The organism is Serratia marcescens (assembly GCF_006715005.1).
GTDB classification, from domain to species: Bacteria; Pseudomonadota; Gammaproteobacteria; order Enterobacterales; family Enterobacteriaceae; genus Serratia; species Serratia montpellierensis.
This window is the reverse complement of record NZ_VFMJ01000001.1, coordinates 4737229-4761391: the sequence shown is the minus strand read 5'-3', so window position 1 is coordinate 4761391 and position 24163 is coordinate 4737229. Positions and strand designations below refer to the sequence as shown.

Genomic DNA, 24163 nt, shown 5'->3' with positions numbered 1-24163 from the left:
TCACTCCAAATGTATTTATGGCAGGCGGCGAACGAACCGCCTGGATATTCTTATCTTGTCTGTCTTGTCGTCCGCGTTGAGGCGAACCTTTTTGTTACGGATTTACCGGATCCAGCCAGCCGTATTTGTCTTCTGTCTTGCCGCTGAACAGGCCGAAGAACGCCTGTTGGATCTGTTTGGTCACCGGGCCGCATTTGCCGATCCCGACCTGAATGCCGTCCACGCTGCGTACCGGCGTAATCTCCGCCGCAGTGCCGGACATGAACACTTCGTCGGCCAGGTACAGCGATTCGCGAGACAGCACCTGCTCACGCACTTCGAAGCCCATGTCTTTCGCCAGCTTGATGATCGCGTCACGGGTGATGCCCGGCAGCGCCGAAGAGGTGAACGGCGGGGTGTAAATCACGCCGTCTTTCACTTCAAACAGGTTCTCGCCCGCCCCTTCGGAAATGTAGCCGTGCACGTCGAGCGCGATGCCTTCCTGATAGCCGTGGCGACGCGCTTCGCTGCCCACCAGCAGGGAGGAAAGATAGTTACCGCCGGCCTTGGCCGCAGTGGGGATCGTGTTTGGTGCAACGCGGTGCCAGGAGGAGACCATCGCATCGATGCCTTGATCCAGCGCTTCTTCACCCAGATAAGCGCCCCAAGGAAACGCCGCGATAATCACGTCCGTTTTGTAACCGGCCGGCGGGTTGACGCCCATGCCGACATCGCCGACGAACACCAGCGGGCGAATGTACGCGCTGACCAGGTTGTTCTTGCGCAGCGTGGCGCGGCAGGCTTCCATCAGCTCGTCAACGCTTTGCGAAACCGGCATGCGGTAGATTTTCGCCGAGTCATGCAGGCGCTGCATATGCTCGCGATGACGGAATACCACCGGCCCCAAATGCGAGTCGTAGCAGCGTACGCCTTCAAATACCGACGTGCCGTAATGCAGCGCGTGCGACATCACGTGCACTTTGGCCTCGGCCCAAGGAACCATCTCACCATTGAACCAAATGTAATCGGCTTTCTTAGTCATTGTTATTTATCCTTCTCGGCGCCTCAGGCGCGTATTTGTTGTGATGTTGGCTGCTGGATCTCGACGCAGGAGACGTCCAGCAGTTTGCTTAACTGAGATGACAACAGGGCGACCGGACGCGGGCTGGCAACGGTCAATTCGATATTGATGCTGTCGGCGTTGGCCGGGGAAACCATATTCATAGCACAAACCTGAAAGCCGCGATGACGCACGACCCGCAATACGCGCTCTAACATTTCGGGGCGAAAACGCGCCTGGATCGAGAGTTGATGCTGCATCATGATATTTCCTCCAACATGGTTTCGTTGCCGGCGCCCGGCGGCACCAGCGGCCAGACGTTTTCGAGTTCGTCGATAGAGACCTGCAGCAGATAAGGGCCTTCGGTGTTGAACAGCGCCTCGAGCGCGCCCTCCACCTGATCCTTGCGGCTGATGCGCTGGCCGGGAATGCCGAAGGCGGCGGCCAGCATCAGGAAGTCGGGGTTATCGGACAGGTTGGTTTCGCTGTAGCGGCCGTCGAAGAACAGCTGCTGCCATTGGCGCACCATTCCGAGACGCTGGTTGTCCAGCAGCACGATCTTCAGCGGCAGCTGTTTACGCTTGATGGTGCCCAGCTCCTGCACGTTCATCATGAAGGAGCCATCGCCCGAGACGCAGATCACCGTATCTTGCGGGCGCGCGATCTGGGCCCCCACCGCCGCCGGCACGCCGAACCCCATGGTGCCGAGGCCGCTGGAGGTGATGAAATTCTCCGGGCGTTCGAACGTCATGTGCTGCGCGCTCCACATCTGGTGCTGGCCCACGTCGGTGGTCACCACGCTGTTGGCCGGCTTGCGGGCGGACAGCTGGCGCAAGAACAGCGGCGCGTAGATCGGCTGGCCGGGGTGATCGTAGCGACAGGCGTGCTCGGCTTTCAGCACCGTCACCTGCTGCTGCCAGGCGGCGATGTTCAGCGGGCGCTGCAACGCCGGCAGCAACGCTTTCAGATCGCCCTGCAAGGCCACATGCGCCTGGCGCAGCTTGCTCATCTCCGCCGGGTCGATATCCATGTGGATCACTTTCGCGTGGGGTGCGAAGGCGTTCAGTTTGCCGGTCACGCGGTCATCGAAACGCGCGCCGACGGCAATCAGCAAATCGCACGCCTGCACCGCCAGGTTGGCAGCCTTGGTGCCGTGCATGCCCAACATACCGAGGTACAGCGGATCTTGCGCATCCGGCGCGCCCAGCCCCTTCAGAGTGGCCACGTTCGGCATGCGGGTCACGGCGATAAATTCACGCAGCGCCGGTACCGCCTGCGCCATGCCCACGCCTCCGCCGACGTACAGCATCGGTTTGTGCGCCTGCGCCAGCAGCTCAGCCGCCTCTGCCAACGCCGCCGCCGGGAACGCCGGCGCTTCGTCGACCGGCATCAGGTGCGGGTGCAAGTCGCCCTGCGCCAGCTGGATGTCTTTCGGGATATCGATCAGTACCGGGCCAGGGCGGCCACCGGCAGCGATGGCGAACGCTTCCGCCATGATGCCCGGCAAGGCGTCCAGCGATTCCACCAGGAAGCTGTGCTTGGTGCAGGCCAGAGACAGGCCGAGAACATCGATCTCCTGAAAGGCATCGGTGCCGATCAGCGCGGAGCCCACTTGGCCGGTAATGGCGACAACGGGAACGGAATCGAGCAGCGCATCCGCCAGGCCGGTGATCAAGTTGGTGGCGCCGGGGCCGGAAGTGGCGATGCAAACGCCGACTTTGCCGGTGGCGCGGGCGTAGCCGATGGCGGCCATGGCGGCGCCCTGTTCATGGCGGCACAGCAGGTGTTCCACACCGCCGTCGTACAACGCATCGTACACCGGCATGATTGCCCCGCCCGGATAGCCGAATACGGTATCCACACCCTGCGCACGCAACGCTTGAACTACCCACTGAGCGCCATTCATAGTTATTTCCCCGCCTTACTTCGACAACTGCAGGATTTTGTTCTGTTTTTCATGTTCTGCCCCTTGCTCCACTTTTCTCTTGCCAATAAAAAACCCCCGGACCTGACGGTGCGGGGGTTCTCTTGCGATTCCGGCTTGTTTGCTAAGCCTTTCTTCGTCCAAGTGCAGCCCCGCACGGTGGGATAATAATCACCACCACGCTAATCACGACTAGGCTAATCACTTGGGCAAAGGCTTTCATAATGGGTTTGTTCACTGTGCTCATTCAGAACTAATGCTTACAGAGGTACCACAGCCGCGCGCGACATGACAACACTTTTTTTGCGTTATTATTCGGCGCAATCTGGTCATACCTCACGCGAATCGCCCCTGTTTCACACGTTGGCACGCATGTCCGGATTTTTCACCGCGTCGGTGATCGCCTTGCCGCGCGTATCCTTGCCGAAGAACACCAACAGGGCGATCGCCACCGCCACCGTACCGGCGACGATCGCCATCGCCAGGCCGTAATTATGCCCATGATGCTCGGCGATGGTGGCTTGCAGCGTAGCATTGACCGAGGCGATCAGATTGCCCAGCTGGTACACGAACCCCGGCAGCACCGCACGGGTGTTGGCCGGCACCAGTTCGGTCAGGTAGGTCGGTATCACGCCCCAGGCACCCTGCACCATGAACTGCATCAGGAAAGCGCCGATCCCAAGCATCAGCGAACCACTGGAAAACGCCCACAGCGGGATCACCGGTAAGGCCAGCAACGCGGCGATGATGATCGCTTTTTTACGGCCGATTTTTTCCGATAACGAGCCGAAGAAAACGCCGCCGATAATGGACGCAATATTGTAGCTAATGGCGATGATACTGACGGTTTTAGGGTCGAAACCGTGCTGAACTTTCAAAAACACCGGATACAAATCCTGCGTGCCGTGGGAGAAGAAATTGAACGCTGCCATCAGCAGCACCAGATAGCAGCACAGCTTCCAGTGGCTCTTCAACACCGGCAGCAAGGCGGTGCTCTCTTTACGCTCACGCGCCGCCAACCACACCGGCGACTCCTGCACACAATAATAAATAAACGGCAGCAGCAGGATCGGCGCCGCGCCGATGACAAACATGCCGCGCCAACCGATCGTTTCGAACAGCAGGCCGTACACCACCGCCGCCAGCAGGTAACCGAACGGATAGCCGGCCTGGAAAATACCCGACATCAGGCCGCGTGAGCGGTCCGGTATGGTTTCCATCGCCAATGACGACGCCACGCCCCAGATGCCGCCCATCGCCACCCCGTACAACACCCGCAACAGCAAAAAGACCGTCAGCGAGGGCGCGGCGGCGGAGAGCAGCTCAAATACCGAGAAGAAGACGATATTCAACATCAGGATCGGCTTGCGGCCATACTTTTCCGCCGCGCGCCCGAAGATCAGCGCGCCGATCGGCCGCACCGCCAGCGTGAGCAGAATCGCCAACGTGACCTGTTCCAGGCCGACGTGAAAGGATTGCGCGATGTCGCTGAGTAAGAATACCAGCACGAAAAAATCGAAAGCGTCGAGCGTCCAGCTTGAAAAGCTGGCGATTGCCGCGTTGCGTTGCAGCGGGGTCCAACCAAACATAGTGTTATCCCTACCGTAGAGTACGAAGTCAGGAGGTTTAGCGGCTGCCGGGCAGACTGCGGCGGCGGTCGGAGTGTGTTAAAGAAGTGATTTTTCTTTTAATCAATTGTTAAATACACCCATTAAGCCTATGGTTGCAATGCGTCTGGGCCGCTAATGTGTTGCAGCCTTCAGCGAATTGTTAATGGGTATTGCCGCAGGCTGCGAGGCAGTTCGCACAATCTCTTTCACTTCGATGAAAATCGGTAATTACGCTGCGAAAAAAGTCGAAAAACCGCCAACAGTGCCGCGCACCAAGGGAATGAATCACGCATCATGTCGCCCTCAGCAAGGAGAGCGATATGTCACTGGCGGTAATCTATAGCCGCGCCATCATTGGCGTTCAGGCCCCTTCCGTGACGGTGGAGGTGCATATCAGCAATGGCCTGCCCGGCCTGACGCTGGTCGGCCTGCCGGAAACTACGGTGAAAGAGGCGCGCGATCGGGTGCGCAGCGCCCTGATCAACAACGGTTTCACCTTTCCCGCCCGGCGCATCACCGTCAATTTGGCGCCCGCCGATCTGCCGAAAGAAGGCGGACGTTACGATCTGCCGATAGCGCTGGCGATCCTCGCCGCCTCCGAGCAACTGCCCCTCGCACCGTTGGCACGCTACGAGTTTCTTGGCGAACTCGCGCTGTCCGGTGCACTGCGGGCGGTCAGAGGCGCGATCCCGGCGGCGCTGGCGGCGGCTGACGCCGGGCGACAACTGATCCTCTCGATGGACAACGCCGCTGAAGTCGGCCTGATCGCGCAGTCGCACTCCCATACCGCCCGGCACCTGTTGGAAGTCTGCGCCTTTCTGCTCGGCCAGGGAGAACTGCCGGTGGCGGCCACGCCTCCCGCTGCGGATACCGCCTGCAACAACGCCGATCTGCGCGACATCATCGGCCAGGAACAGGCCAAGCGGGCCCTGGAGATCGCCGCCGCCGGCGGGCATAACCTGCTGTTGATTGGGCCACCGGGCACCGGTAAAACCATGTTGGCCAGCCGCCTCACGGGCTTGCTGCCGCCGCTCACGGAGCATGAAGCGCTGGAAAGCCTGGCGGTCGCCAGCTTGCAGCATCATTTCCCCGCCGCCCTGCCATGGCGCCAGAGGCCGTTTCGTGCGCCTCATCACAGCGCATCGATGGCAGCATTGGTCGGCGGTGGCTCACTGCCGCGACCGGGTGAGATCTCTATGGCGCATAACGGCGTGTTGTTTCTGGATGAGCTGCCGGAATTCGAGCGTAAGGTGCTGGATGCGCTGCGTGAACCGCTGGAGTCCGGCGAGATCGTGATTTCACGCGCCAACGCCAAGGTCTGTTTCCCCGCCAGAGTGCAGCTAATTGCGGCAATGAACCCCAGCCCAACCGGGCATTATCAAGGATTGCATAACCGTGCCTCGCCGCAGCAGGTATTGCGCTATCTGGCCCGGCTGTCAGGGCCTTTTCTCGACCGTTTCGATCTGTCTATCGAAGTGCCGCTGTTACCGCCGGGCACGCTCAGCCAGCGGAAAACGCATGGTGAAAGCAGTGAGCAGGTGCGGAAACGGGTGCAGCAGGCACGCGCCCGGCAGCTCGAACGCGCCGGTAAAGTCAACGCGCTGTTGAGCAACCGCGAAGTGGAACGTGATTGTGTTCTGCAGGCGACGGACGCCGAGTTTTTGGAGACGACATTAAACGCGCTGGGGTTATCGGTCCGCGCCTGGCAGCGCATTTTGAAAGTTGCGCGCACGCTGGCGGATTTGGCAGGGGATGCGGAGCTCAACAAAAGCCACCTCTGCGAAGCGCTGGGCTATCGCAGTATGGACCGTTTGCTGTTACAGCTGCATCGTAGTCTGGAATAGAAAATGGGGCCCGTAGGCCCCATCGTCTTTAGTCGTCGCTGTCGCTGTAGTCTTCTACTGCGTCAGCCTGCGGTTTACCGCCGGACAGAGTATGGAATTTCTTCGGGCGACGTGTGCGCGCCAGATATTTAGCCCATACTTTTTCCTGCTCGGTAGCCGCTTCGCGCTCACCGCGGCACACTGCGACGAACAGCTGTTCTTCTTCAGTGGCCGGCTGGCGTTTGCCCGAGTCCAGCTCGTTAAACGCGTAGCCGAAGCGCTCTAGCAATTGCGCCTCTTTAATGGTGAAATCGCCGTGACGGGAGAACCCGCGAGGGTAATGTTTATTATCAAAAAAACGATTGGTCGTGGTGAAGCTATCCGCCATCTGACACGCTCCTAATTCTCTTATGGCCGTGCTGTTTATGGCGCGGAGTATTAGATAGGCTTGACAGCGTGTAAAACAAAACATTTAAATCTTAACGACAAATTTTTTTGGAGATAGGTGTGGATACCGAATTACTGAAAACCTTTTTGGAGGTCAGTAGAACGCGTCACTTTGGCAGAGCCGCAGAATCTTTGTACTTAACGCAGTCTGCGGTCAGTTTCCGCATCCGCCAGTTAGAAAACCAGCTGGGCGCAAATTTATTTACCCGTCATCGCAACAATATCCGCCTGACGCCTGCCGGTGAGCGGCTTCTGCCTTATGCCGAGAGCCTGATGAACACCTGGCAGCTGGCGAAGAAGGAGGTCGTGCGTTCACTGCAACACACCGAGTTGTCGATCGGCGCTACCGCTTCGCTGTGGGAGGCCTACCTGACCCCCTGGTTGCAGGCGCTCTATCAACAACGCGAGGCGCTACAGCTCGAGGCCAGAGTGGCATTAAGGCACTCTTTGGTAAAACAACTGCATGAAAGGCAGCTCGATTTGCTGATCACCACTGAACCGCCGAAGATGGATGAATTGGCCAGCCAGCAGCTGAGCAATTTCTCATTACGCCTGTTCTCATCCGCACATCGTGACAAACAGGCCCCAATGCCCTACATCAAGCTGGAATGGGGAGCCGACTTCCACCAACAGGAAAGTCGCATGCTGGAAGGTGATAACGTGCCGGTGCTCACCACTACCTCTGCTCAGCTGACGCGTCAGCTGTTGGAAACGACGGGAGGATGCGCTTTCCTGCCCAGCCAGTGGGAAAAAGAGTACCCACAGCTGGTGGCCGCCGCCGATATCCCGCCGATTATCCGCCCACTGTATGCCGTCTGGTTGCAAAACAGCGATCAGCAGCCTTTGATTCGGCAATTACTTAAAATACCTTTAAATACCGCAGCCTAAAGCGTTATGGCGGCCTTAAACGTCGCCATCGTAGTCATAGTCGTCTATCACACCAAAATGCGCCCATCGCCTTCTGAGAGAAGATAATACAAAACAGCCAGGGAATCAGGAGGTCAACGGGGGTAAAGATCGGAAGAAGATGAGGCAACCAGGATCGGGCAAACATCGGCACAGGGCGTCCATGTGCTCTTTTCCAAAGCGGTCAGGAAGAAAAACGATAGGCAAAAAAAAAACCCTTTGCATTCGCAAAGGGTTCTTAATATGGCAGGGGCGGAGAGACTCGAACTCGCGACACCCGGTTTTGGAGACCGGTGCTCTACCAACTGAGCTACGCCCCTAAATCTCGCTTAACATTATGCCTGCTAATAAAGCAGGCATAATTAAATAAGTGGCGGAACGGACGGGGCTCGAACCCGCGACCCCCTGCGTGACAGGCAGGTATTCTAACCAACTGAACTACCGCTCCACCGATTCTTTTACGTTGCATCTCTCGATGCCGGCAAATTCGCGCTCTGCGATTTGCGCATTACCAGTCGTCACACTGATAACGTTTATTTGATGCCTGGCAGTGTCCTACTCTCGCATGGGGAGACCCCACACTACCATCGGCGCTACGGCGTTTCACTTCTGAGTTCGGCATGGGGTCAGGTGGGACCACCGCGCTATTGCCGCCAGGCAAATTCTGTTTCATTCCAACCGCGCCACTCTCGTGTCGCCATCAGAACCAATCTCGGAACTTCGCTGAAAATTATTCGTATCATCCTGATACTCACCCCTTCGGGGCCAACGCTCCGCGTTGTTCAAAATCGTTCCAGACGATTTTGTCTCTCTAAAAACACCTTCGGTGTTGTAAGGTTAAGCCTCACGGATCATTAGTACTGGTTAGCTCAATGCATCGCTGCACTTACACACCCAGCCTATCAACGTCTTAGTCTTAAACGTTCCTTCAGGGGCCTTAAAGGCCCAGGGAAGACTCATCTTGAGGCAAGTTTCGCGCTTAGATGCTTTCAGCGCTTATCTTTTCCGCACTTAGCTACCGGGCAATGCCATTGGCATGACAACCCGAACACCAGTGGTGCGTTCACTCCGGTCCTCTCGTACTAGGAGCAACCCCTCTCAATCTTCCAACGCCCACGGCAGATAGGGACCGAACTGTCTCACGACGTTCTAAACCCAGCTCGCGTACCACTTTAAATGGCGAACAGCCATACCCTTGGGACCTACTTCAGCCCCAGGATGTGATGAGCCGACATCGAGGTGCCAAACACCGCCGTCGATATGAACTCTTGGGCGGTATCAGCCTGTTATCCCCGGAGTACCTTTTATCCGTTGAGCGATGGCCCTTCCATTCAGAACCACCGGATCACTAAGACCTACTTTCGTACCTGCTCGAGCCGTCACTCTCGCAGTCAAGCTAGCTTATGCCTTTGCACTAACCTCACGATGTCCGACCGTGATTAGCTAACCTTCGTGCTCCTCCGTTACTCTTTGGGAGGAGACCGCCCCAGTCAAACTACCCACCAGACACTGTCCTCACCCCAGATTATGGGGCCGAGTTAGAACATCAAACATTAAAGGGTGGTATTTCAAGGATGGCTCCACGCAGACTGGCGTCCACGCTTCAAAGCCTCCCACCTATCCTACACATCAAGGCTCAATGTTCAGTGTCAAGCTATAGTAAAGGTTCACGGGGTCTTTCCGTCTTGCCGCGGGTACACTGCATCTTCACAGCGAGTTCAATTTCACTGAGTCTCGGGTGGAGACAGCCTGGCCATCATTACGCCATTCGTGCAGGTCGGAACTTACCCGACAAGGAATTTCGCTACCTTAGGACCGTTATAGTTACGGCCGCCGTTTACTGGGGCTTCGATCAAGAGCTTCGCCTTGCGGCTGACCCCATCAATTAACCTTCCAGCACCGGGCAGGCGTCACACCGTATACGTCCACTTTCGTGTTTGCACAGTGCTGTGTTTTTATTAAACAGTTGCAGCCAGCTGGTATCTTCGACTGGCTTCAGCTCCATCCGCGAAGGACTTCACCTACATGCCAGCGTGCCTTCTCCCGAAGTTACGGCACCATTTTGCCTAGTTCCTTCACCCGAGTTCTCTCAAGCGCCTTGGTATTCTCTACCTGACCACCTGTGTCGGTTTGGGGTACGATTTAATGTTACCTAGAGCTTAGAGGCTTTTCCTGGAAGCAGGGCATCAACTACTTCTGCACCGTAGTGCATCGTCATCACGCCTCAGGGTTAGTATGTAACCGGATTTACCAGGTCACACCCCCTACACGCTTAAACCGAGACAACCGTCGCCCGGCTAGCCTAGCCTTCTCCGTCCCCCCTTCGCAGTAACACCAAGTACAGGAATATTAACCTGTTTCCCATCGACTACGCTTTTCAGCCTCGCCTTAGGGGTCGACTCACCCTGCCCCGATTAACGTTGGACAGGAACCCTTGGTCTTCCGGCGAGCGGGCTTTTCACCCGCTTTATCGTTACTTATGTCAGCATTCGCACTTCTGATACCTCCAGCAACCCTCACAGGCCACCTTCAACGGCTTACAGAACGCTCCCCTACCCAACAACGCCTAAGCGTCGCTGCCGCAGCTTCGGTGCATGGTTTAGCCCCGTTACATCTTCCGCGCAGGCCGACTCGACCAGTGAGCTATTACGCTTTCTTTAAATGATGGCTGCTTCTAAGCCAACATCCTGGCTGTCTATGCCTTCCCACATCGTTTCCCACTTAACCATGACTTTGGGACCTTAGCTGGCGGTCTGGGTTGTTTCCCTCTTCACGACGGACGTTAGCACCCGCCGTGTGTCTCCCGTGATAACATTCTTCGGTATTCGGAGTTTGCATCGGTTTGGTAAGCCGGGATGGCCCCCTAGCCGAAACAGTGCTCTACCCCCGAAGATGAGTTCACGAGGCGCTACCTAAATAGCTTTCGGGGAGAACCAGCTATCTCCCGGTTTGATTGGCCTTTCACCCCCAGCCACAAGTCATCCGCTAATTTTTCAACATTAGTCGGTTCGGTCCTCCAGTTAGTGTTACCCAACCTTCAACCTGCCCATGGCTAGATCACCGGGTTTCGGGTCTATACCTTGCAACTATTCGCCCAGTTAAGACTCGGTTTCCCTACGGCTCCCCTATACGGTTAACCTTGCTACAAAATATAAGTCGCTGACCCATTATACAAAAGGTACGCAGTCACACCACGAAGGTGCTCCCACTGCTTGTACGTACACGGTTTCAGGTTCTATTTCACTCCCCTCGCCGGGGTTCTTTTCGCCTTTCCCTCACGGTACTGGTTCACTATCGGTCAGTCAGGAGTATTTAGCCTTGGAGGATGGTCCCCCCATATTCAGACAGGATGTCACGTGTCCCGCCCTACTCATCGAACTCACGACCTGTGCATTTTAGTGTACGGGGCTATCACCCTTTGCTGCGCGACTTTCCAGACGCTTCCACTAACACACAAGCCGATTCAGGTTCTGGGCTCCTCCCCGTTCGCTCGCCGCTACTGGGGGAATCTCGGTTGATTTCTTTTCCTCGGGGTACTTAGATGTTTCAGTTCCCCCGGTTCGCCTCATGCCACTATGTATTCATGACATGATAGTGTGTCGAAACACACTGGGTTTCCCCATTCGGGTATCGCCGGTTGTAACGGTTCATATCACCTTACCGACGCTTTTCGCAGATTAGCACGCCCTTCATCGCCTCTGACTGCCTAGGCATCCACCGTGTACGCTTAGTCACTTAACCTCACAACCCGAAGATGTTTCCATCGTTCGCGCTGCAAACATTTGAGAGACTCTATGACAGGTTACTCTTCATCCCAATACATCTACGGAGGGATAAATTTCAGCCGTCATGTTTCAATTTTCAGCTTGTTCCAGATTGTTAAAGAGCAAAATACTTCGCAGCATACTGTCGCCAATATACTCTGAAGTATTGAAATACCGGACTATATGGTGGAGCTAAGCGGGATCGAACCGCTGACCTCCTGCGTGCAAGGCAGGCGCTCTCCCAGCTGAGCTATAGCCCCATACAGTCACGTGCAGTACCTTTTCCACTTCGAAGAAGTGGTAGGCCTGAGTGGACTTGAACCACCGACCTCACCCTTATCAGGGGTGCGCTCTAACCACCTGAGCTACAAGCCTATAAAGGTATTTCTGCTCGTTACTTTCTATCAGACAATCTGTGTGAGCACGCCACTCGAACTAATATCTTTAGGTAAGGAGGTGATCCAACCGCAGGTTCCCCTACGGTTACCTTGTTACGACTTCACCCCAGTCATGAATCACAAAGTGGTAAGCGCCCTCCCGAAGGTTAAGCTACCTACTTCTTTTGCAACCCACTCCCATGGTGTGACGGGCGGTGTGTACAAGGCCCGGGAACGTATTCACCGTAGCATTCTGATCTACGATTACTAGCGATTCCGACTTCATGGAGTCGAGTTGCAGACTCCAATCCGGACTACGACATACTTTATGAGGTCCGCTTGCTCTCGCGAGGTCGCTTCTCTTTGTATATGCCATTGTAGCACGTGTGTAGCCCTACTCGTAAGGGCCATGATGACTTGACGTCATCCCCACCTTCCTCCAGTTTATCACTGGCAGTCTCCTTTGAGTTCCCGGCCGAACCGCTGGCAACAAAGGATAAGGGTTGCGCTCGTTGCGGGACTTAACCCAACATTTCACAACACGAGCTGACGACAGCCATGCAGCACCTGTCTCAGAGTTCCCGAAGGCACCAATCCATCTCTGGAAAGTTCTCTGGATGTCAAGAGTAGGTAAGGTTCTTCGCGTTGCATCGAATTAAACCACATGCTCCACCGCTTGTGCGGGCCCCCGTCAATTCATTTGAGTTTTAACCTTGCGGCCGTACTCCCCAGGCGGTCGATTTAACGCGTTAGCTCCGGAAGCCACGCCTCAAGGGCACAACCTCCAAATCGACATCGTTTACAGCGTGGACTACCAGGGTATCTAATCCTGTTTGCTCCCCACGCTTTCGCACCTGAGCGTCAGTCTTCGTCCAGGGGGCCGCCTTCGCCACCGGTATTCCTCCAGATCTCTACGCATTTCACCGCTACACCTGGAATTCTACCCCCCTCTACGAGACTCTAGCTTGCCAGTTTCAAATGCAGTTCCCAGGTTGAGCCCGGGGATTTCACATCTGACTTAACAAACCGCCTGCGTGCGCTTTACGCCCAGTAATTCCGATTAACGCTTGCACCCTCCGTATTACCGCGGCTGCTGGCACGGAGTTAGCCGGTGCTTCTTCTGCGAGTAACGTCAATTGATGAACGTATTAAGTTCACCACCTTCCTCCTCGCTGAAAGTGCTTTACAACCCGAAGGCCTTCTTCACACACGCGGCATGGCTGCATCAGGCTTGCGCCCATTGTGCAATATTCCCCACTGCTGCCTCCCGTAGGAGTCTGGACCGTGTCTCAGTTCCAGTGTGGCTGGTCATCCTCTCAGACCAGCTAGGGATCGTCGCCTAGGTGAGCCATTACCCCACCTACTAGCTAATCCCATCTGGGCACATCTGATGGCAAGAGGCCCGAAGGTCCCCCTCTTTGGTCTTGCGACGTTATGCGGTATTAGCTACCGTTTCCAGTAGTTATCCCCCTCCATCAGGCAGTTTCCCAGACATTACTCACCCGTCCGCCGCTCGTCACCCAGAGAGCAAGCTCTCCTGTGCTACCGCTCGACTTGCATGTGTTAAGCCTGCCGCCAGCGTTCAATCTGAGCCATGATCAAACTCTTCAATTAAAAGCTTGATTTGCTTCCACTCGAGAAGCGATGCTCAAAGATTTACTGCATGAATTTTACTTCAGTTAGTCACTCTTCAAGACTTGATATTTTTTTGCATCCGAAGATGCTGGATATCGTCTTGTGGAGTGCCCACACAGATTGTCTGATAAATTGTTAAAGAGCAGTGCCGAGAAACTCATCGGCGCGGGCTGCGTATATTACGCTTTTCGCCCTGAGAGTCAAGCGTTTATTTCGCTTTCTTCTCGCTGACCCGGCGGCTTGTCAGTCGTTGTTCCCGGTCAGTGGAGGCGCATTATAGGGAGTTCTCGGCAGGCCGCAACCCCTATTTTCAATATTTTTTCCGACCGTTGAATGTTTAACCAAAACACCGTTAAAGCGGCAGTTTTTTCAACGATTTAAAGCCATAACCCTGCAAAACGGGCAATAAAGCGTCAGTATCTTCATTTAACGCCATGCAATACGCCAGATTCTCTTCCTGGCTCGAGACCAGATTTTCCTGCGTTGATATGAGCCAGGCGGTGCGGCGGGCAATCGCCGCGCCGGAATCCACCAACCGGGTGCCTTCCGGCAACACCTGCATCAACTCTTCAGCTAATAGAGGGAAATGGGTGCAGCCCAGCACGACGGTATCCGGCGGCTCGCGCATGCTCAGCCACGGATGCAGGATCTTCTTCAGCACCGGCAGCGGCACGGCTTCGCCGTGCAGCTTGGCCTCCGCCAGCTCCACCAGCTCTGAAGAGCCCAGCAGTTCAATCTTACAGTCGGTAGCAAAACGGGAAATCAGTTCGTGGGTGTAGCTGCGCTGTACGGTGCCGCGGGTCGCCAACAGGCCGACAATGCCGTTAACGGTAAGACGGGCGGCAGGCTTGATGGCGGGCACCACGCCCACGACCGGGAAACTGAAACGCTCGCGCAGGGCCGGTAAGGAGACAGTACTGGCGGTGTTACAGGCAATGACGACAATCGCCAGAGGATGACGCTGCTGCACCGCGCCGACAATTTCCAGCACGCGCTCAACGATAAACTCTTCGGACTTCTCGCCGTAGGGGAACGCCACGTTGTCGAAAGCGTATATATAGTGGAGATCCGGCAGCAACTGCCGAACCTCCTGATACACCGACAACCCGCCGACGCCGGAATCAAAAACCAGCACCGTCGGGCGAGGTGTGGCGGTGCTGTTAGAAGGTATAGCTTCCAGTGAGGTAGTATTCTCTTCCTGGAGTAGCGTAGCCATAGGCCGTCTCATAATCTTTATCAAACAGGTTGGCAATTCTACCACGAACTGTCAGATGAGATGTGACCGGATACGAAACTGCGAGATCCCACAGGCTCACGCCGCCAAGTTTAACGCTTTGTTCCGGATAGGTACTGTAATCCTTGTCATAACGTTGACCCAGATATTGATAAGTCACCGCCCAGTCAAAGTCATACAGCTGCCAGTCCAGCTCATATTTCACCTGCTGCTTGGCGCGCCGCAGCAGCACTTCATTGGTCTTGGCGTTGCGAGGGTCGACATAGTCATAACCAATCTGATGCGTCAACGGGCCGGTATCAAACGAGGCCGTAGCTTCAATCCCTTTGATGGTCGCCTTGCCCACGTTGTAATAGACGTAGTTGGTTTCCCCCGTGGAATCGATCAAATTGTCGATGTCGTTGCGATAACCGGAGATGCGCCAGGTCACCGGGCCGGTCAGCCCTTCAAAACCGCCTTCCCACTGCTTGCTTTCTTCCGGTTTCAGATCGGTGTTGTTACCGAAGTTGCCGTATAGCTGGCTCATATTCGGTGCTTTGAACGCCGTGCCATACGACGCGATAAAGCGGTACCCCTCGACGAACTCCCAGGCCGCACTGGTTTGCCAGGTGCCGTGCCAGCCAAACTCGGAATGATCGTCGCCTCGAACCGCACCTTCCAACGTTACCGGGCCAACCAGTTGCTGGGCGGTCAGGTAGATGCCTGCATCACGTTGGCTTTTTTCACCCTTCACGGTGGTGGAATCCGGTTTGATTTTCTGTTGCTGCCAGTCAACGCCAGAGCTTAGGGTACCCTCTCCAACCTGCAGCGTATTGCCCCACTGCAGGTTGTACTGTTCGGAATCCACCAAGCTGGCCGAGCTGTCATACATACCGCGGCGAGGATCGTAATCGTAATCCTTGCTGTGGCTGTAGCTGCCGATCAATTGTGTTGCGTAAATCCCTTCTTTATAACGCAATCCGGTGTCCCAGGTTTGGCTGTACAGTTTGCGAGTATCTAATAGAGGGCTGGTTGGGGAGGAATAATAACCATCGTACGCCGTGCGGTTGTCGTAGCCATACCCGCGTACGAAGCCGCTGACCGATTCGCTGAACTGATGCTCAAGCGCGCCATACAACGACTTACTCATAAAGCCATCGCGATCCTGTTGGCTTTGCATGCCGGTGCTGCCATAGGCCACCACGTCATACCCTTTGGTATAGGTGTAGTCGCCCGCCACCGTCGCCACGGTGCTGTCACCCAGTTGTTGTTGGGTCGACGCGTCATAGGATTGATAACCGTTGGAGCCGACGCCGGCTGAGAGCGTAGTGCCGTTCTTTTCGCGGGTGGTAATAATGTTGACCACGCCGCCGATGGCATCGGAGCCGTACACCGCCGAGCGCGGGCCGCGAATGTATTCGACTTTCTGCACCAGCGAAATCGGGATTTGGCTAAGGTCGGAAGAACCGCTGACGCCCGCCTGATTAAGGCGAATGCCGTCAATTAGCACCAGCACATGGCTGGAGTTGGTGCCGCGAATAAACAGCGAGCTCTTTTGTCCCAATCCACCGTTTTGGCCAACGTCCACGCCCGGCAAGCGGCGCATCACGTCGGTCAGGCTCTTGGCCTGCCAGCGATCGATATCGTTACGGGTGACGATGGAAGTCGGTGCCAACACGGAAGAAACCGGCTGCGGGAAACGGTTGGCGGTCACCACCAGGTTATCGCCATTCTTGGCTGTGGTGTTGTCTTGCGCCCATCCAGAAAAAGCCGTGACGGAGGAGACCACCGCCAGCAGCGTATTTTTTGTAATTGTCATGAGAAAAGCATCCAAACTTAATTGGCGGATGCCGCAGGATCATGGCCGGTAGTTCGCGACGGCCACGGACATTGCGACGTAACACCGGCAGGTCTTCGGGCTTGGGATTTGCGGGCCGCGGGGCGCGACCGGCAACGGGCGATGACTTCCCATCCTGCAGTGGACAGTGTCTGCGTCGAAACGCTATCGCCGTGACTTCCCCTTACCGCTGCGCGTCAGCTCCGGATTCACACCGGATTCCCTTTTCACTCGCTGCTTGAGGCCGGACGGCAATGCTACGATCAATGAAAATAGATGTCTAGACTGCTACTAATGTTACAAATAATAAACGCGACAAAACTGGACTTCACGGGCTGATTCCCTACAATCCCCACTGATCAAATTTGCCTGACGAGAAGACACAGATGACGCCCGAGAATTTGCCTATTGAACGTTACGATGACCAACTGGCGGAGAAAGTCGCCCGCCTGAAGACGTTGATGTCACCGTTCGCGGCGCCCGAGCCGGAAGTGTTCCGCTCGCCAGTCGACCATTACCGCATGCGCGCCGAATTCCGCATCTGGCACGACGCGGACGACATGTATCACATCATGTTCGATCAGCAGACCAAGCAACGTATTCGCGTCGATCGGTTTCCGGCCGCCAGCGAACTGATCAACCGCCTGATGAGCGCCCTGATCGCCGCGCTGAAACCGGAGCCGATCCTGCGCCACAAGCTGTTCCAGATCGATTATCTGTCGACGCAAAGCGGCAAAATCATCGCCTCGCTGCTGTACCACCGCAAGCTGGATGACGTTTGGCAACGGCGTGCCGAGCAGCTGCGCGATGAGCTGCGCGCTCAGGGTTTCGACCTGCAGTTGATCGGCCGGGCGTCGAAGACCAAAATCATGCTCGACCAGGATTATGTTGACGAAGTGCTGACGGTTGCCGGCCGCGACATGATCTATCGTCAGGTGGAAAACAGCTTCACTCAGCCCAACGCGGCCATGAATGTGCAGATGCTGGAGTGGGCGCTGGCGGTCACCGCCGGTTCCAAAGGCGATTTGCTGGAGCTGTACTGCGGCAACGGCAACTTCTCGCTGGCGCTGGCACGCAATTTCGAGCGCGTGCTGGCGACCGAGATCGCCAAGCCGTCGGTGGCGGCGGCGCAGTACAACATCGCCGCCAACCATATCGACAACGTGCAAATCATCCGCATGGCGGCAGAAGACTTCACTCAGGCAATGAACGGAGTACGCGAATTCAACCGGTTGAAAGGCATCGATCTGAGCGGTTACAACTGCGAGACGATTTTCGTCGATCCACCGCGCAGCGGGCTGGACGAGGAAACGGTGAAGATGGTGCAGGCCTACCCGCGCATTCTGTATATCTCATGCAACCCGGAAACGCTGTGCGCCAACCTGGAAACGCTGCAGGCTACGCACCGGGTCAGCCGCCTGGCGCTTTTCGATCAGTTCCCGTATACCCATCACATGGAATGCGGCGTGTTGCTGGAAAAGCACCGCTGATACGACAGGGGCGCCATCATGGCGCCCCGTTTCGTTACGACTCTTGAGTCGGCGCATCCGGCGCCTTGCGCGCCTTCAGCTTGACCCCGATCCACAGCACCAGCGCCACACACACCACCGACGGCAGGAAGTTGGAACCGATCTGCGGGTATTCGGCGCGCACGATGGCGCTGTACATCAGCAGCCCCAGCAGGAAGCAGGCCGCCGCCAGCTTCGGCATGCCGTCCGGCATGGCGCGGTTCAGGTAACGTTGATGCAGGCAGTACACCGCCAGCACCAACGCGATCAGCGGGAAGATCGAAAACGGCACTACCGAGCTGAACAACGCGGCAAACGAACCGTTGATCGAAAGGCCAGCAATCAACGCCAGCAGTAAGGTGCCATTTTCACGGCCTGGTTTTTCCATCATTTTTTTACCTTTTTTATACGTGGGACACAGAAGCTTTTTCTTGTTCGCGACGATACCAGTAATACGCCCCTTTGGAGATCATCCGCAGCTGCAGCACCAGCCGTTCTTCCAGCTGCTGCCGCTGCTCGACGTCGATATCCAGCGCTTCCGCGCCGGCGCTGAACACAATGGTGACCATCGCTTCCGCCTGCGCTTCGGTAAAGCTGCGCGGCATGTGGTTTTCCAACTCGAGGTAGTCCGCCAGTTCGGCGATGAAATGCTGGATCTCGCGCGCCACCGCCGCACGGAATGCCGCCGATGTGCCGGAGCGCTCGCGCAGCAGCAGGCGGAAGGCGTTCGGGTTGTTACCGATAAATTCCATAAAGGTGGACACCGAGGTGCGGATCACGCTGCCGCCTTTGGCGATGCGTTGGCGCGCCTGGCGCATCAACTGACGCAGCATCAGGCCGCTTTCGTCCACCATGGTCAACCCCAGCTCATCCACATCGCGGAAATGGCGATAAAACGACGTGGGCGCGATGCCTGCCTCGCGTGAAACTTCCCGCAGACTCAGGCTGGCGAAGCTGCGTTCGGCGCTCAGCTGGCTGAAAGCAGCTTCGATCAGGGAACGACGAGTCCGTTCTTTTTGTTGTGCTCTGACGCCCATATGCATATCCGGATAGGTTCCATTCTCTCAGTCTAACGCCCTAGACTCGGCAATATAGCAAATTTTATTGCAACAGCATTTATACTAACGCGCTCTATCACACTTCCGCCCTGAGCCGATTGTGCTTTGACTCAAAAAGCCTAATGGTGATTGGGTGAGCAGCGCTATGATGTTAAGATACCGTTGTAATCTTGTATAAAAAAACAGGTCTCTCCTACATGCAACAGCACTATCAATTTGATGCCATTGTGATTGGCTCGGGCCCTGGTGGTGAAGGTGCCGCCATGGGGCTGGTGAAACAGGGCGCCCGCGTGGCCGTTATCGAACGGTACAATAACGTAGGCGGCGGATGTACCCACTGGGGCACCATCCCTTCCAAAGCCCTCCGCCACGCCGTCAGCCGCATTATCGAATTCAATCAGAACCCGCTTTACAACAACTCGCGCACGCTCAGCGCGACCTTCCCTGACATTTTACGCCACGCCGATAACGTCATCAGCCAGCAGACCCGCATGCGCCAAGGGTTCTATGAGCGGAATCAGTGCAAACTGTTCGCCGGTGACGCGCGCTTCATCGACGCCAACACCGTCAGCGTCAGCTATATGGACGGTACCCAGGACACCATCCGCGCCGACCACATCGTGATCGCCTGCGGCTCGCGTCCTTACCATCCGGCCAGCGTCGATTTCAATCACCCACGCATCTACGACAGCGACTCCATTCTCGAACTGAGCCATGAGCCGCGCCACGTCATCATTTACGGCGCCGGGGTGATCGGCTGCGAGTATGCGTCTATCTTCCGCGGTCTGAACGTCAAGGTCGATCTGATCAACACCCGCGATCGCCTGCTGGCGTTCCTCGATCAGGAAATGTCGGATTCGCTCTCTTACCACTTCTGGAACAACGGCGTGGTGATCCGCCATAACGAAGAGTTCGAGAAGATTGAGGGCACCGAAGACGGCGTAATCGTGCACCTGAAGTCCGGCAAGAAGGTGAAAGCGGACTGCTTGCTGTACGCCAACGGCCGTACCGGCAACACCGATTCGCTGGGGTTGGAAAACGTCGGCCTGGAGTCGGACAGCCGCGGGTTGCTGAAGGTGAACAGCATGTATCAAACCGCGCTGTCGCACATCTATGCGGTCGGTGACGTGATCGGCTATCCGAGCCTGGCTTCCGCCGCCTACGATCAGGGCCGCATCGCCGCGCAGGCGATCGCTTCCGGTGAAGCCAGCGGTCACTTAATCGAAGATATCCCGACCGGCATCTACACCATTCCGGAAATCAGCTCCGTCGGCAAAACCGAGCAGGAACTGACGGCGATGAAGGTGCCGTATGAAGTGGGCCGCGCCCAGTTCAAGCATCTGGCGCGCGCGCAGATCGCCGGGATGAACGTCGGCAGCCTGAAGATCCTGTTCCATCGCGACACCCTGCAGATCCTCGGGATCCACTGCTTCGGCGAACGTGCGGCGGAGATCATCCACATCGGTCAGGCGATCATGGAACAGAAAGGTGAAGGCAATACTATCGAGTATTTCGTTAATACGACCTTCAACTATCCGACCATGGCCGAAGCCTACCGGGTGGCGGCGCTTAACGGCTTAAACCGCCTGTTTTAACGCGTTGTCGATGTAGCCCTGCATGTGCTCGCGGATCGCCTCGGCCAACTGCTCATAACGGCTGCGCAGTGGGGAACCGGGGCGATACACCAACGCGATGGTGCGCTTCGGTTCCGGCTTGTAGCAATCCAGATAGCAAACGCCGTCGCGTTCGCGCTGCGGCGGCACCGCCAGTGACGGCAGCAGGGTAATGCCGCTGCCGGCCGCGACCATATTGCGCAGCGTTTCCAGACTGGTGGCGCGGAAGTGGGTATCCTCGTCCGCGCCCGCCTGGAAGCAGAAGCCCATCGCCTGATCGCGCAGGCAGTGGCCATCCTCCAGCATCAGCAGCTTCTCTCCCGCCAAATCCGGCATCGCTACGCGCTCGCGCTGCGCCCACGGGTGATCGGAATACACCGCCAGCTTCATCGGTTCATCGAACAGAGGCACTTCGATAAACGCCTCGGTTTCCTTCACCAGCGCCAGAATGGCGCAGTCCAGCTTGCCGCTGTCGAGTTGCGCCAGCAGTTGGTGGGTTTGCGCTTCGTGCAGGTACATTTCCAGTTTCGGGAAGGTTTTGTGCAGCGTCGGGATGATCTGCGGCAGCAGATAAGGCCCCACGGTCGGGATCAGACCGATGTGCAGCGGCCCGGACATGGCTTCGCCCTGCTGGCTGGCCATCTCCTTCAACACTTTCACTTCGCGCAGCACAGTACGCGCCTGCTCCACCAGCAACAGACCCGCCTGGGTGAACAGCACCTTGCGGCTGGTACGCTCAAGCAGCATGACGCCCAACTCGTCTTCCAGCTTGCGGATCTGCCCGCTCAGCGTGGGCTGGCTCACATGGCATGAATCGGCCGCACGGCGGAAGTGCCGGTGCTCGGCCAAGGCGACCAGATACTCTAAATCACGAATATTCATTGTTTCCCTCCATTCCATGATAGCTCATGGCGATAGATAAGATAGCAATGAGCGATTAGATCTATCAAGCCCCAGCGACAATAATGTGTCCCAACGAAGCGATATCGCGCTAAATGCTAAAATTACTTTTCCTAATTAAGGGGTTAATCAATGTTTACCAGTCAAGAAGGCAAGAAAGTTCCTCAGGTTACTTTCCACACCCGTCAGGGCGACCAATGGATTGATGTGACCACTGATGACCTGTTCAAAAACAAAACCGTTATCGTGTTCTCGCTGCCGGGCGCGTTCACGCCGACCTGCTCTTCGAGCCATCTGCCGCGCTACAACGAGCTGTCCAGCGTATTCAAGCAGCACGGCGTCGACGGCATTCTGTGCGTCTCGGTGAACGACACCTTCGTGATGAACGCCTGGAAAGCCGATCAGCATGCGGAAAACATCACCTTCGTGCCGGACGGCAACGGTGAATTCACCAAAGGCATGAACATGCTGGTCGAGAAAGCGGATCTGGGCTTTGGCCCGCGTTCATGGCGCTACTCGATGCTGGTGCGCGACGGCGTGGTCGAGAAAATGTTCGTCGAACCAAACAAGCCGGGCGACCCGTTTGAAGTGTCCGACGCCGACACCATGCTGAAATACCTGGCGCCGGAATTCAAAGTGCAGGAATCGGTCTCCCTGTTCACCAAACCGGGCTGCCCATTCTGCGCCAAAGCCAAACAGATGCTGCAAGAACGCGGCATTCAGTATGAAGAGATCGTGCTGGGCAAAGACGCCACCACCGTCAGCCTGCGCGCCGTCAGCGGCCGCGCCACGGTGCCGCAAGTGTTCATCGGCGGCCGTCACATCGGTGGCAGCGACGATCTGGAAACTTTCCTGTCAGCTTAATAAGTAATAACAAAGCCAACGTGAACTTTGGCGGGCTACGGCCCGCCCTTTTTTTACCTTTCAGGAGCGGATATGAAACTGTTGAACGTTGATGTCGCGGTCATCGGCGGCGGCACCGCAGGGCTCGGCGCCTATCGCGCGGCCAAACTGTCTACCCCCAGCGTGGTGATGATCGAAGGCGGGCCTTACGGCACCACCTGTGCACGCGTTGGCTGCATGCCATCCAAATTGCTGATCGCCGCTGCCGAAGCGGTGCATCAAATCGAACGCGCGCCGGGTTTTGGCGTGCACCCAGCCGGTCAAACTCGCATCGACGGGCGCGAAGTGATGGCGCGCGTCAAACGCGAACGCGATCGCTTCGTCGGCTTCGTGCTGGAAGGCGTGGACGAGATCCCGGCCCAAGACAAAATTCAGGGCTATGCCCGGTTTATTGACGACAACACGCTGCAGGTCGATGAGCATACGCGCATCGTAGCGCAGCGCATCGTGATCGCCACCGGTTCCCGCCCCAGCTGGCCGGCGCCGTGGAACGCACTGGGCGACCGTCTGATCGTCAACGACGACCTGTTCAACTGGGATGACTTGCCGCAGTCCGTCGCGGTATTCGGCCCCGGCGTCATCGGGCTGGAGCTGGGGCAAGCGCTGCACCGCCTCGGCGTCGACACCAAGGTATTCGGCATCGGCGGCGCCGTCGGGCCGCTGACCGACAGCGCCGTGCGCGACTACGCCGCCAAAGCGCTGGGGGAAGAGTTCTACCTCGACGCCGACGTGAAAGTAGAGATGATGCAGCGCGAAGGCGACCGCGTATTTATTCGCTATCAGGACTTGCAGGGCCAACCGCAGGAGATCCTGGTGGACTACGTGCTGGCCGCCACCGGTCGCCGCCCCAACGTCGATCGGTTGGGCCTCGAAAATACCGGCTTGCAACTCGACGCCCGAGGCGTGCCGCTGGCCGACCGCCTGACGATGCAAACCAGCGTGCCGCATATTTTCATCGCCGGCGACGCCAGCAACCAACTGCCGCTGCTGCACGAGGCCAGCGATCAGGCACGCATCGCCGGCGCTAACGCCGGCAGCTTCCCAGAGATCAATCCAGGTCTGCGCCGCAGCGCGATTTCGGTGGTGTTCTCCGATCCGCAGATCGCCATGGTCGGCTCAACTTTCCGCGAGCTGAGCGAGAAGTTCAGCGCCTGCGGCTGCTTTGAAGTGGGCAAAGTCTCGTTTGAGAATCAGGGCCGTTCGCGGGTGATGCTGCGCAATAAGGGCATTTTGCACGTCTACGGCGAGCAAGGCACCGGCCGTTTCCTCGGCGCGGAAATGATCGGCCCAGACGCCGAGCACATCGCGCACCTGCTGGCCTGGGCACACCAGCAGCAGATGACCGTCGATCAGATGCTGGACATGCCGTTCTATCATCCGGTGATCGAAGAAGGCTTGCGCACCGCGCTGCGCGATCTGCAAGCGAAGCTCAAACTCGGCGCGACCGAAATCGAGCGCTGCCAGCGCTGTCCGGGTGAGTAACCTCTTATTCTCCGTTTATATCCACCGGGCCTTCAGGCCCGGTTTTTTTTTGCGCAACACTTTCCACAATTTCCTCCCCCCGCTTGCCTCACGGCCCGCCCGCGCTCATTTTTTATGCTTTGGC

At 56.9% G+C, this 24163-nt stretch carries 17 protein-coding genes, 4 tRNA genes, 3 rRNA genes and 1 riboswitch; of the genes, 6 read left to right on the top strand and 18 right to left on the bottom strand.

What is annotated here, in order from left to right; genetic code table 11:
• Window positions 1-94: 94 nt before the first annotated feature.
• The 5 genes from FHU12_RS23065 to FHU12_RS23045 all read right to left on the bottom strand — a co-directional run bounded on the left by FHU12_RS23065 (window position 95) and on the right by FHU12_RS23045 (window position 4552).
• Complete coding sequence (locus FHU12_RS23065) at window positions 95-1021, bottom strand: branched-chain amino acid transaminase (protein ID WP_033636413.1); 927 nt, start codon at window positions 1019-1021, stop codon at window positions 95-97.
• A gap of 23 nt (window positions 1022-1044) precedes the next feature.
• Entirely contained in the window at window positions 1045-1302 is a 258-nt protein-coding gene (ilvM, locus tag FHU12_RS23060; RefSeq protein ID WP_038874702.1) for an acetolactate synthase 2 small subunit, read from the bottom strand.
• Window positions 1299-2945 (bottom strand): acetolactate synthase 2 catalytic subunit, encoded by a 1647-nt coding sequence (gene ilvG / locus FHU12_RS23055; RefSeq protein WP_141971976.1) that lies wholly within the window; start codon window positions 2943-2945, stop codon window positions 1299-1301. Before ilvG ends, ilvM begins: the two co-directional genes overlap by 4 nt.
• Window positions 2946-3087: 142 nt before the next feature.
• Window positions 3088-3186: an ilv operon leader peptide gene (gene ilvL / locus FHU12_RS23050; protein ID WP_013814970.1), complete on the bottom strand. Its 99-nt coding sequence runs from the start codon at window positions 3184-3186 to the stop codon at window positions 3088-3090.
• Window positions 3187-3319: 133 nt separating this feature from the next.
• On the bottom strand, window positions 3320-4552 hold the full coding sequence (locus FHU12_RS23045) for an MFS transporter (protein WP_141971974.1): 1233 nt from the start codon (window positions 4550-4552) through the stop codon (window positions 3320-3322).
• Window positions 4553-4893: 341 nt separating this feature from the next.
• Here FHU12_RS23045 and FHU12_RS23040 point away from each other — a divergent pair, with 341 nt between their 5' ends.
• Complete coding sequence (locus tag FHU12_RS23040; protein ID WP_141971971.1) at window positions 4894-6417, top strand: YifB family Mg chelatase-like AAA ATPase; 1524 nt, start codon at window positions 4894-4896, stop codon at window positions 6415-6417.
• Between the two features lie 28 nt (window positions 6418-6445).
• On the opposite strand, the gene FHU12_RS23035 is transcribed toward FHU12_RS23040, so the two are convergent.
• Window positions 6446-6784, bottom strand: a complete 339-nt coding sequence (locus FHU12_RS23035) for a MaoP family protein (protein ID WP_019455272.1) — start codon at window positions 6782-6784, stop codon at window positions 6446-6448.
• 119 nt (window positions 6785-6903) lie between these two features.
• On the opposite strand from FHU12_RS23035, the gene hdfR reads away from it, so the two are divergent.
• Window positions 6904-7731 carry an HTH-type transcriptional regulator HdfR gene (gene hdfR / locus FHU12_RS23030; protein ID WP_141973067.1) on the top strand — a complete coding sequence of 276 codons (828 nt, stop codon included), beginning with the start codon at window positions 6904-6906 and terminating at the stop codon, window positions 7729-7731.
• A 262-nt stretch (window positions 7732-7993) separates the two neighbouring features.
• Here the strand turns inward: hdfR and FHU12_RS23025 are convergent.
• The 9 genes from FHU12_RS23025 to btuB form a co-directional block, all read right to left on the bottom strand.
• Window positions 7994-8069: transfer RNA gene (locus FHU12_RS23025), tRNA-Trp, on the bottom strand.
• A gap of 51 nt (window positions 8070-8120) precedes the next feature.
• A tRNA-Asp gene (locus FHU12_RS23020) sits at window positions 8121-8197 on the bottom strand.
• 94 nt (window positions 8198-8291) lie between these two features.
• Window positions 8292-8407 (bottom strand): 5S ribosomal RNA (rrf, locus tag FHU12_RS23015).
• A 175-nt stretch (window positions 8408-8582) separates the two neighbouring features.
• Window positions 8583-11490: ribosomal RNA gene (locus FHU12_RS23010) — 23S ribosomal RNA — on the bottom strand.
• Between the two features lie 207 nt (window positions 11491-11697).
• A tRNA-Ala gene (locus FHU12_RS23005) sits at window positions 11698-11773 on the bottom strand.
• A 38-nt stretch (window positions 11774-11811) separates the two neighbouring features.
• Window positions 11812-11888 (bottom strand) — tRNA-Ile (locus tag FHU12_RS23000).
• Between the two features lie 74 nt (window positions 11889-11962).
• Window positions 11963-13504: ribosomal RNA gene (locus tag FHU12_RS22995) — 16S ribosomal RNA — on the bottom strand.
• The 16S, 23S and 5S rRNA genes sit together here with 4 tRNA genes alongside, the layout of an rRNA operon.
• Window positions 13505-13877: 373 nt before the next feature.
• The gene (gene murI, locus FHU12_RS22990) at window positions 13878-14741 is read right to left on the bottom strand and encodes a glutamate racemase (protein WP_049205307.1); all 864 of its coding nucleotides are present in this window, start codon (window positions 14739-14741) and stop codon (window positions 13878-13880) included.
• Entirely contained in the window at window positions 14686-16557 is a 1872-nt protein-coding gene (gene btuB / locus FHU12_RS22985; protein WP_141971969.1) for a TonB-dependent vitamin B12 receptor BtuB, read from the bottom strand. Before btuB ends, murI begins: the two co-directional genes overlap by 56 nt.
• Window positions 16558-16626: 69 nt before the next feature.
• Window positions 16627-16846, bottom strand: a riboswitch (cobalamin riboswitch).
• 115 nt (window positions 16847-16961) lie between these two features.
• Between btuB and trmA the strand changes: the two genes are divergently transcribed.
• Window positions 16962-18065, top strand: a complete 1104-nt coding sequence (trmA, locus tag FHU12_RS22980; protein WP_141971967.1) for a tRNA (uridine(54)-C5)-methyltransferase TrmA — start codon at window positions 16962-16964, stop codon at window positions 18063-18065.
• A gap of 34 nt (window positions 18066-18099) precedes the next feature.
• On the opposite strand, the gene FHU12_RS22975 is transcribed toward trmA, so the two are convergent.
• Both FHU12_RS22975 and fabR read right to left on the bottom strand, forming a co-directional pair.
• Window positions 18100-18471 carry a YijD family membrane protein gene (locus FHU12_RS22975; protein WP_141973065.1) on the bottom strand — a complete coding sequence of 124 codons (372 nt, stop codon included), beginning with the start codon at window positions 18469-18471 and terminating at the stop codon, window positions 18100-18102.
• 16 nt (window positions 18472-18487) lie between these two features.
• The gene (gene fabR, locus FHU12_RS22970; RefSeq protein ID WP_004931044.1) at window positions 18488-19120 is read right to left on the bottom strand and encodes an HTH-type transcriptional repressor FabR; all 633 of its coding nucleotides are present in this window, start codon (window positions 19118-19120) and stop codon (window positions 18488-18490) included.
• 218 nt (window positions 19121-19338) lie between these two features.
• On the opposite strand from fabR, the gene sthA reads away from it, so the two are divergent.
• A complete protein-coding gene (gene sthA, locus FHU12_RS22965; RefSeq protein WP_004931047.1) occupies window positions 19339-20736 on the top strand; it encodes a Si-specific NAD(P)(+) transhydrogenase in 1398 nt (465 codons plus the stop codon).
• Here the strand turns inward: sthA and oxyR are convergent.
• Complete coding sequence (gene oxyR, locus FHU12_RS22960; protein WP_025304651.1) at window positions 20719-21636, bottom strand: DNA-binding transcriptional regulator OxyR; 918 nt, start codon at window positions 21634-21636, stop codon at window positions 20719-20721. The two genes, sthA and oxyR, sit on opposite strands and share 18 nt — an antisense overlap.
• A gap of 150 nt (window positions 21637-21786) precedes the next feature.
• Between oxyR and FHU12_RS22955 the strand changes: the two genes are divergently transcribed.
• Both FHU12_RS22955 and FHU12_RS22950 read left to right on the top strand, forming a co-directional pair.
• Window positions 21787-22518: a glutathione peroxidase gene (locus FHU12_RS22955; protein WP_019452251.1), complete on the top strand. Its 732-nt coding sequence runs from the start codon at window positions 21787-21789 to the stop codon at window positions 22516-22518.
• A 72-nt stretch (window positions 22519-22590) separates the two neighbouring features.
• A complete protein-coding gene (locus tag FHU12_RS22950; protein ID WP_141971965.1) occupies window positions 22591-24039 on the top strand; it encodes a dihydrolipoyl dehydrogenase in 1449 nt (482 codons plus the stop codon).
• Window positions 24040-24163: the final 124 nt, after the last annotated feature.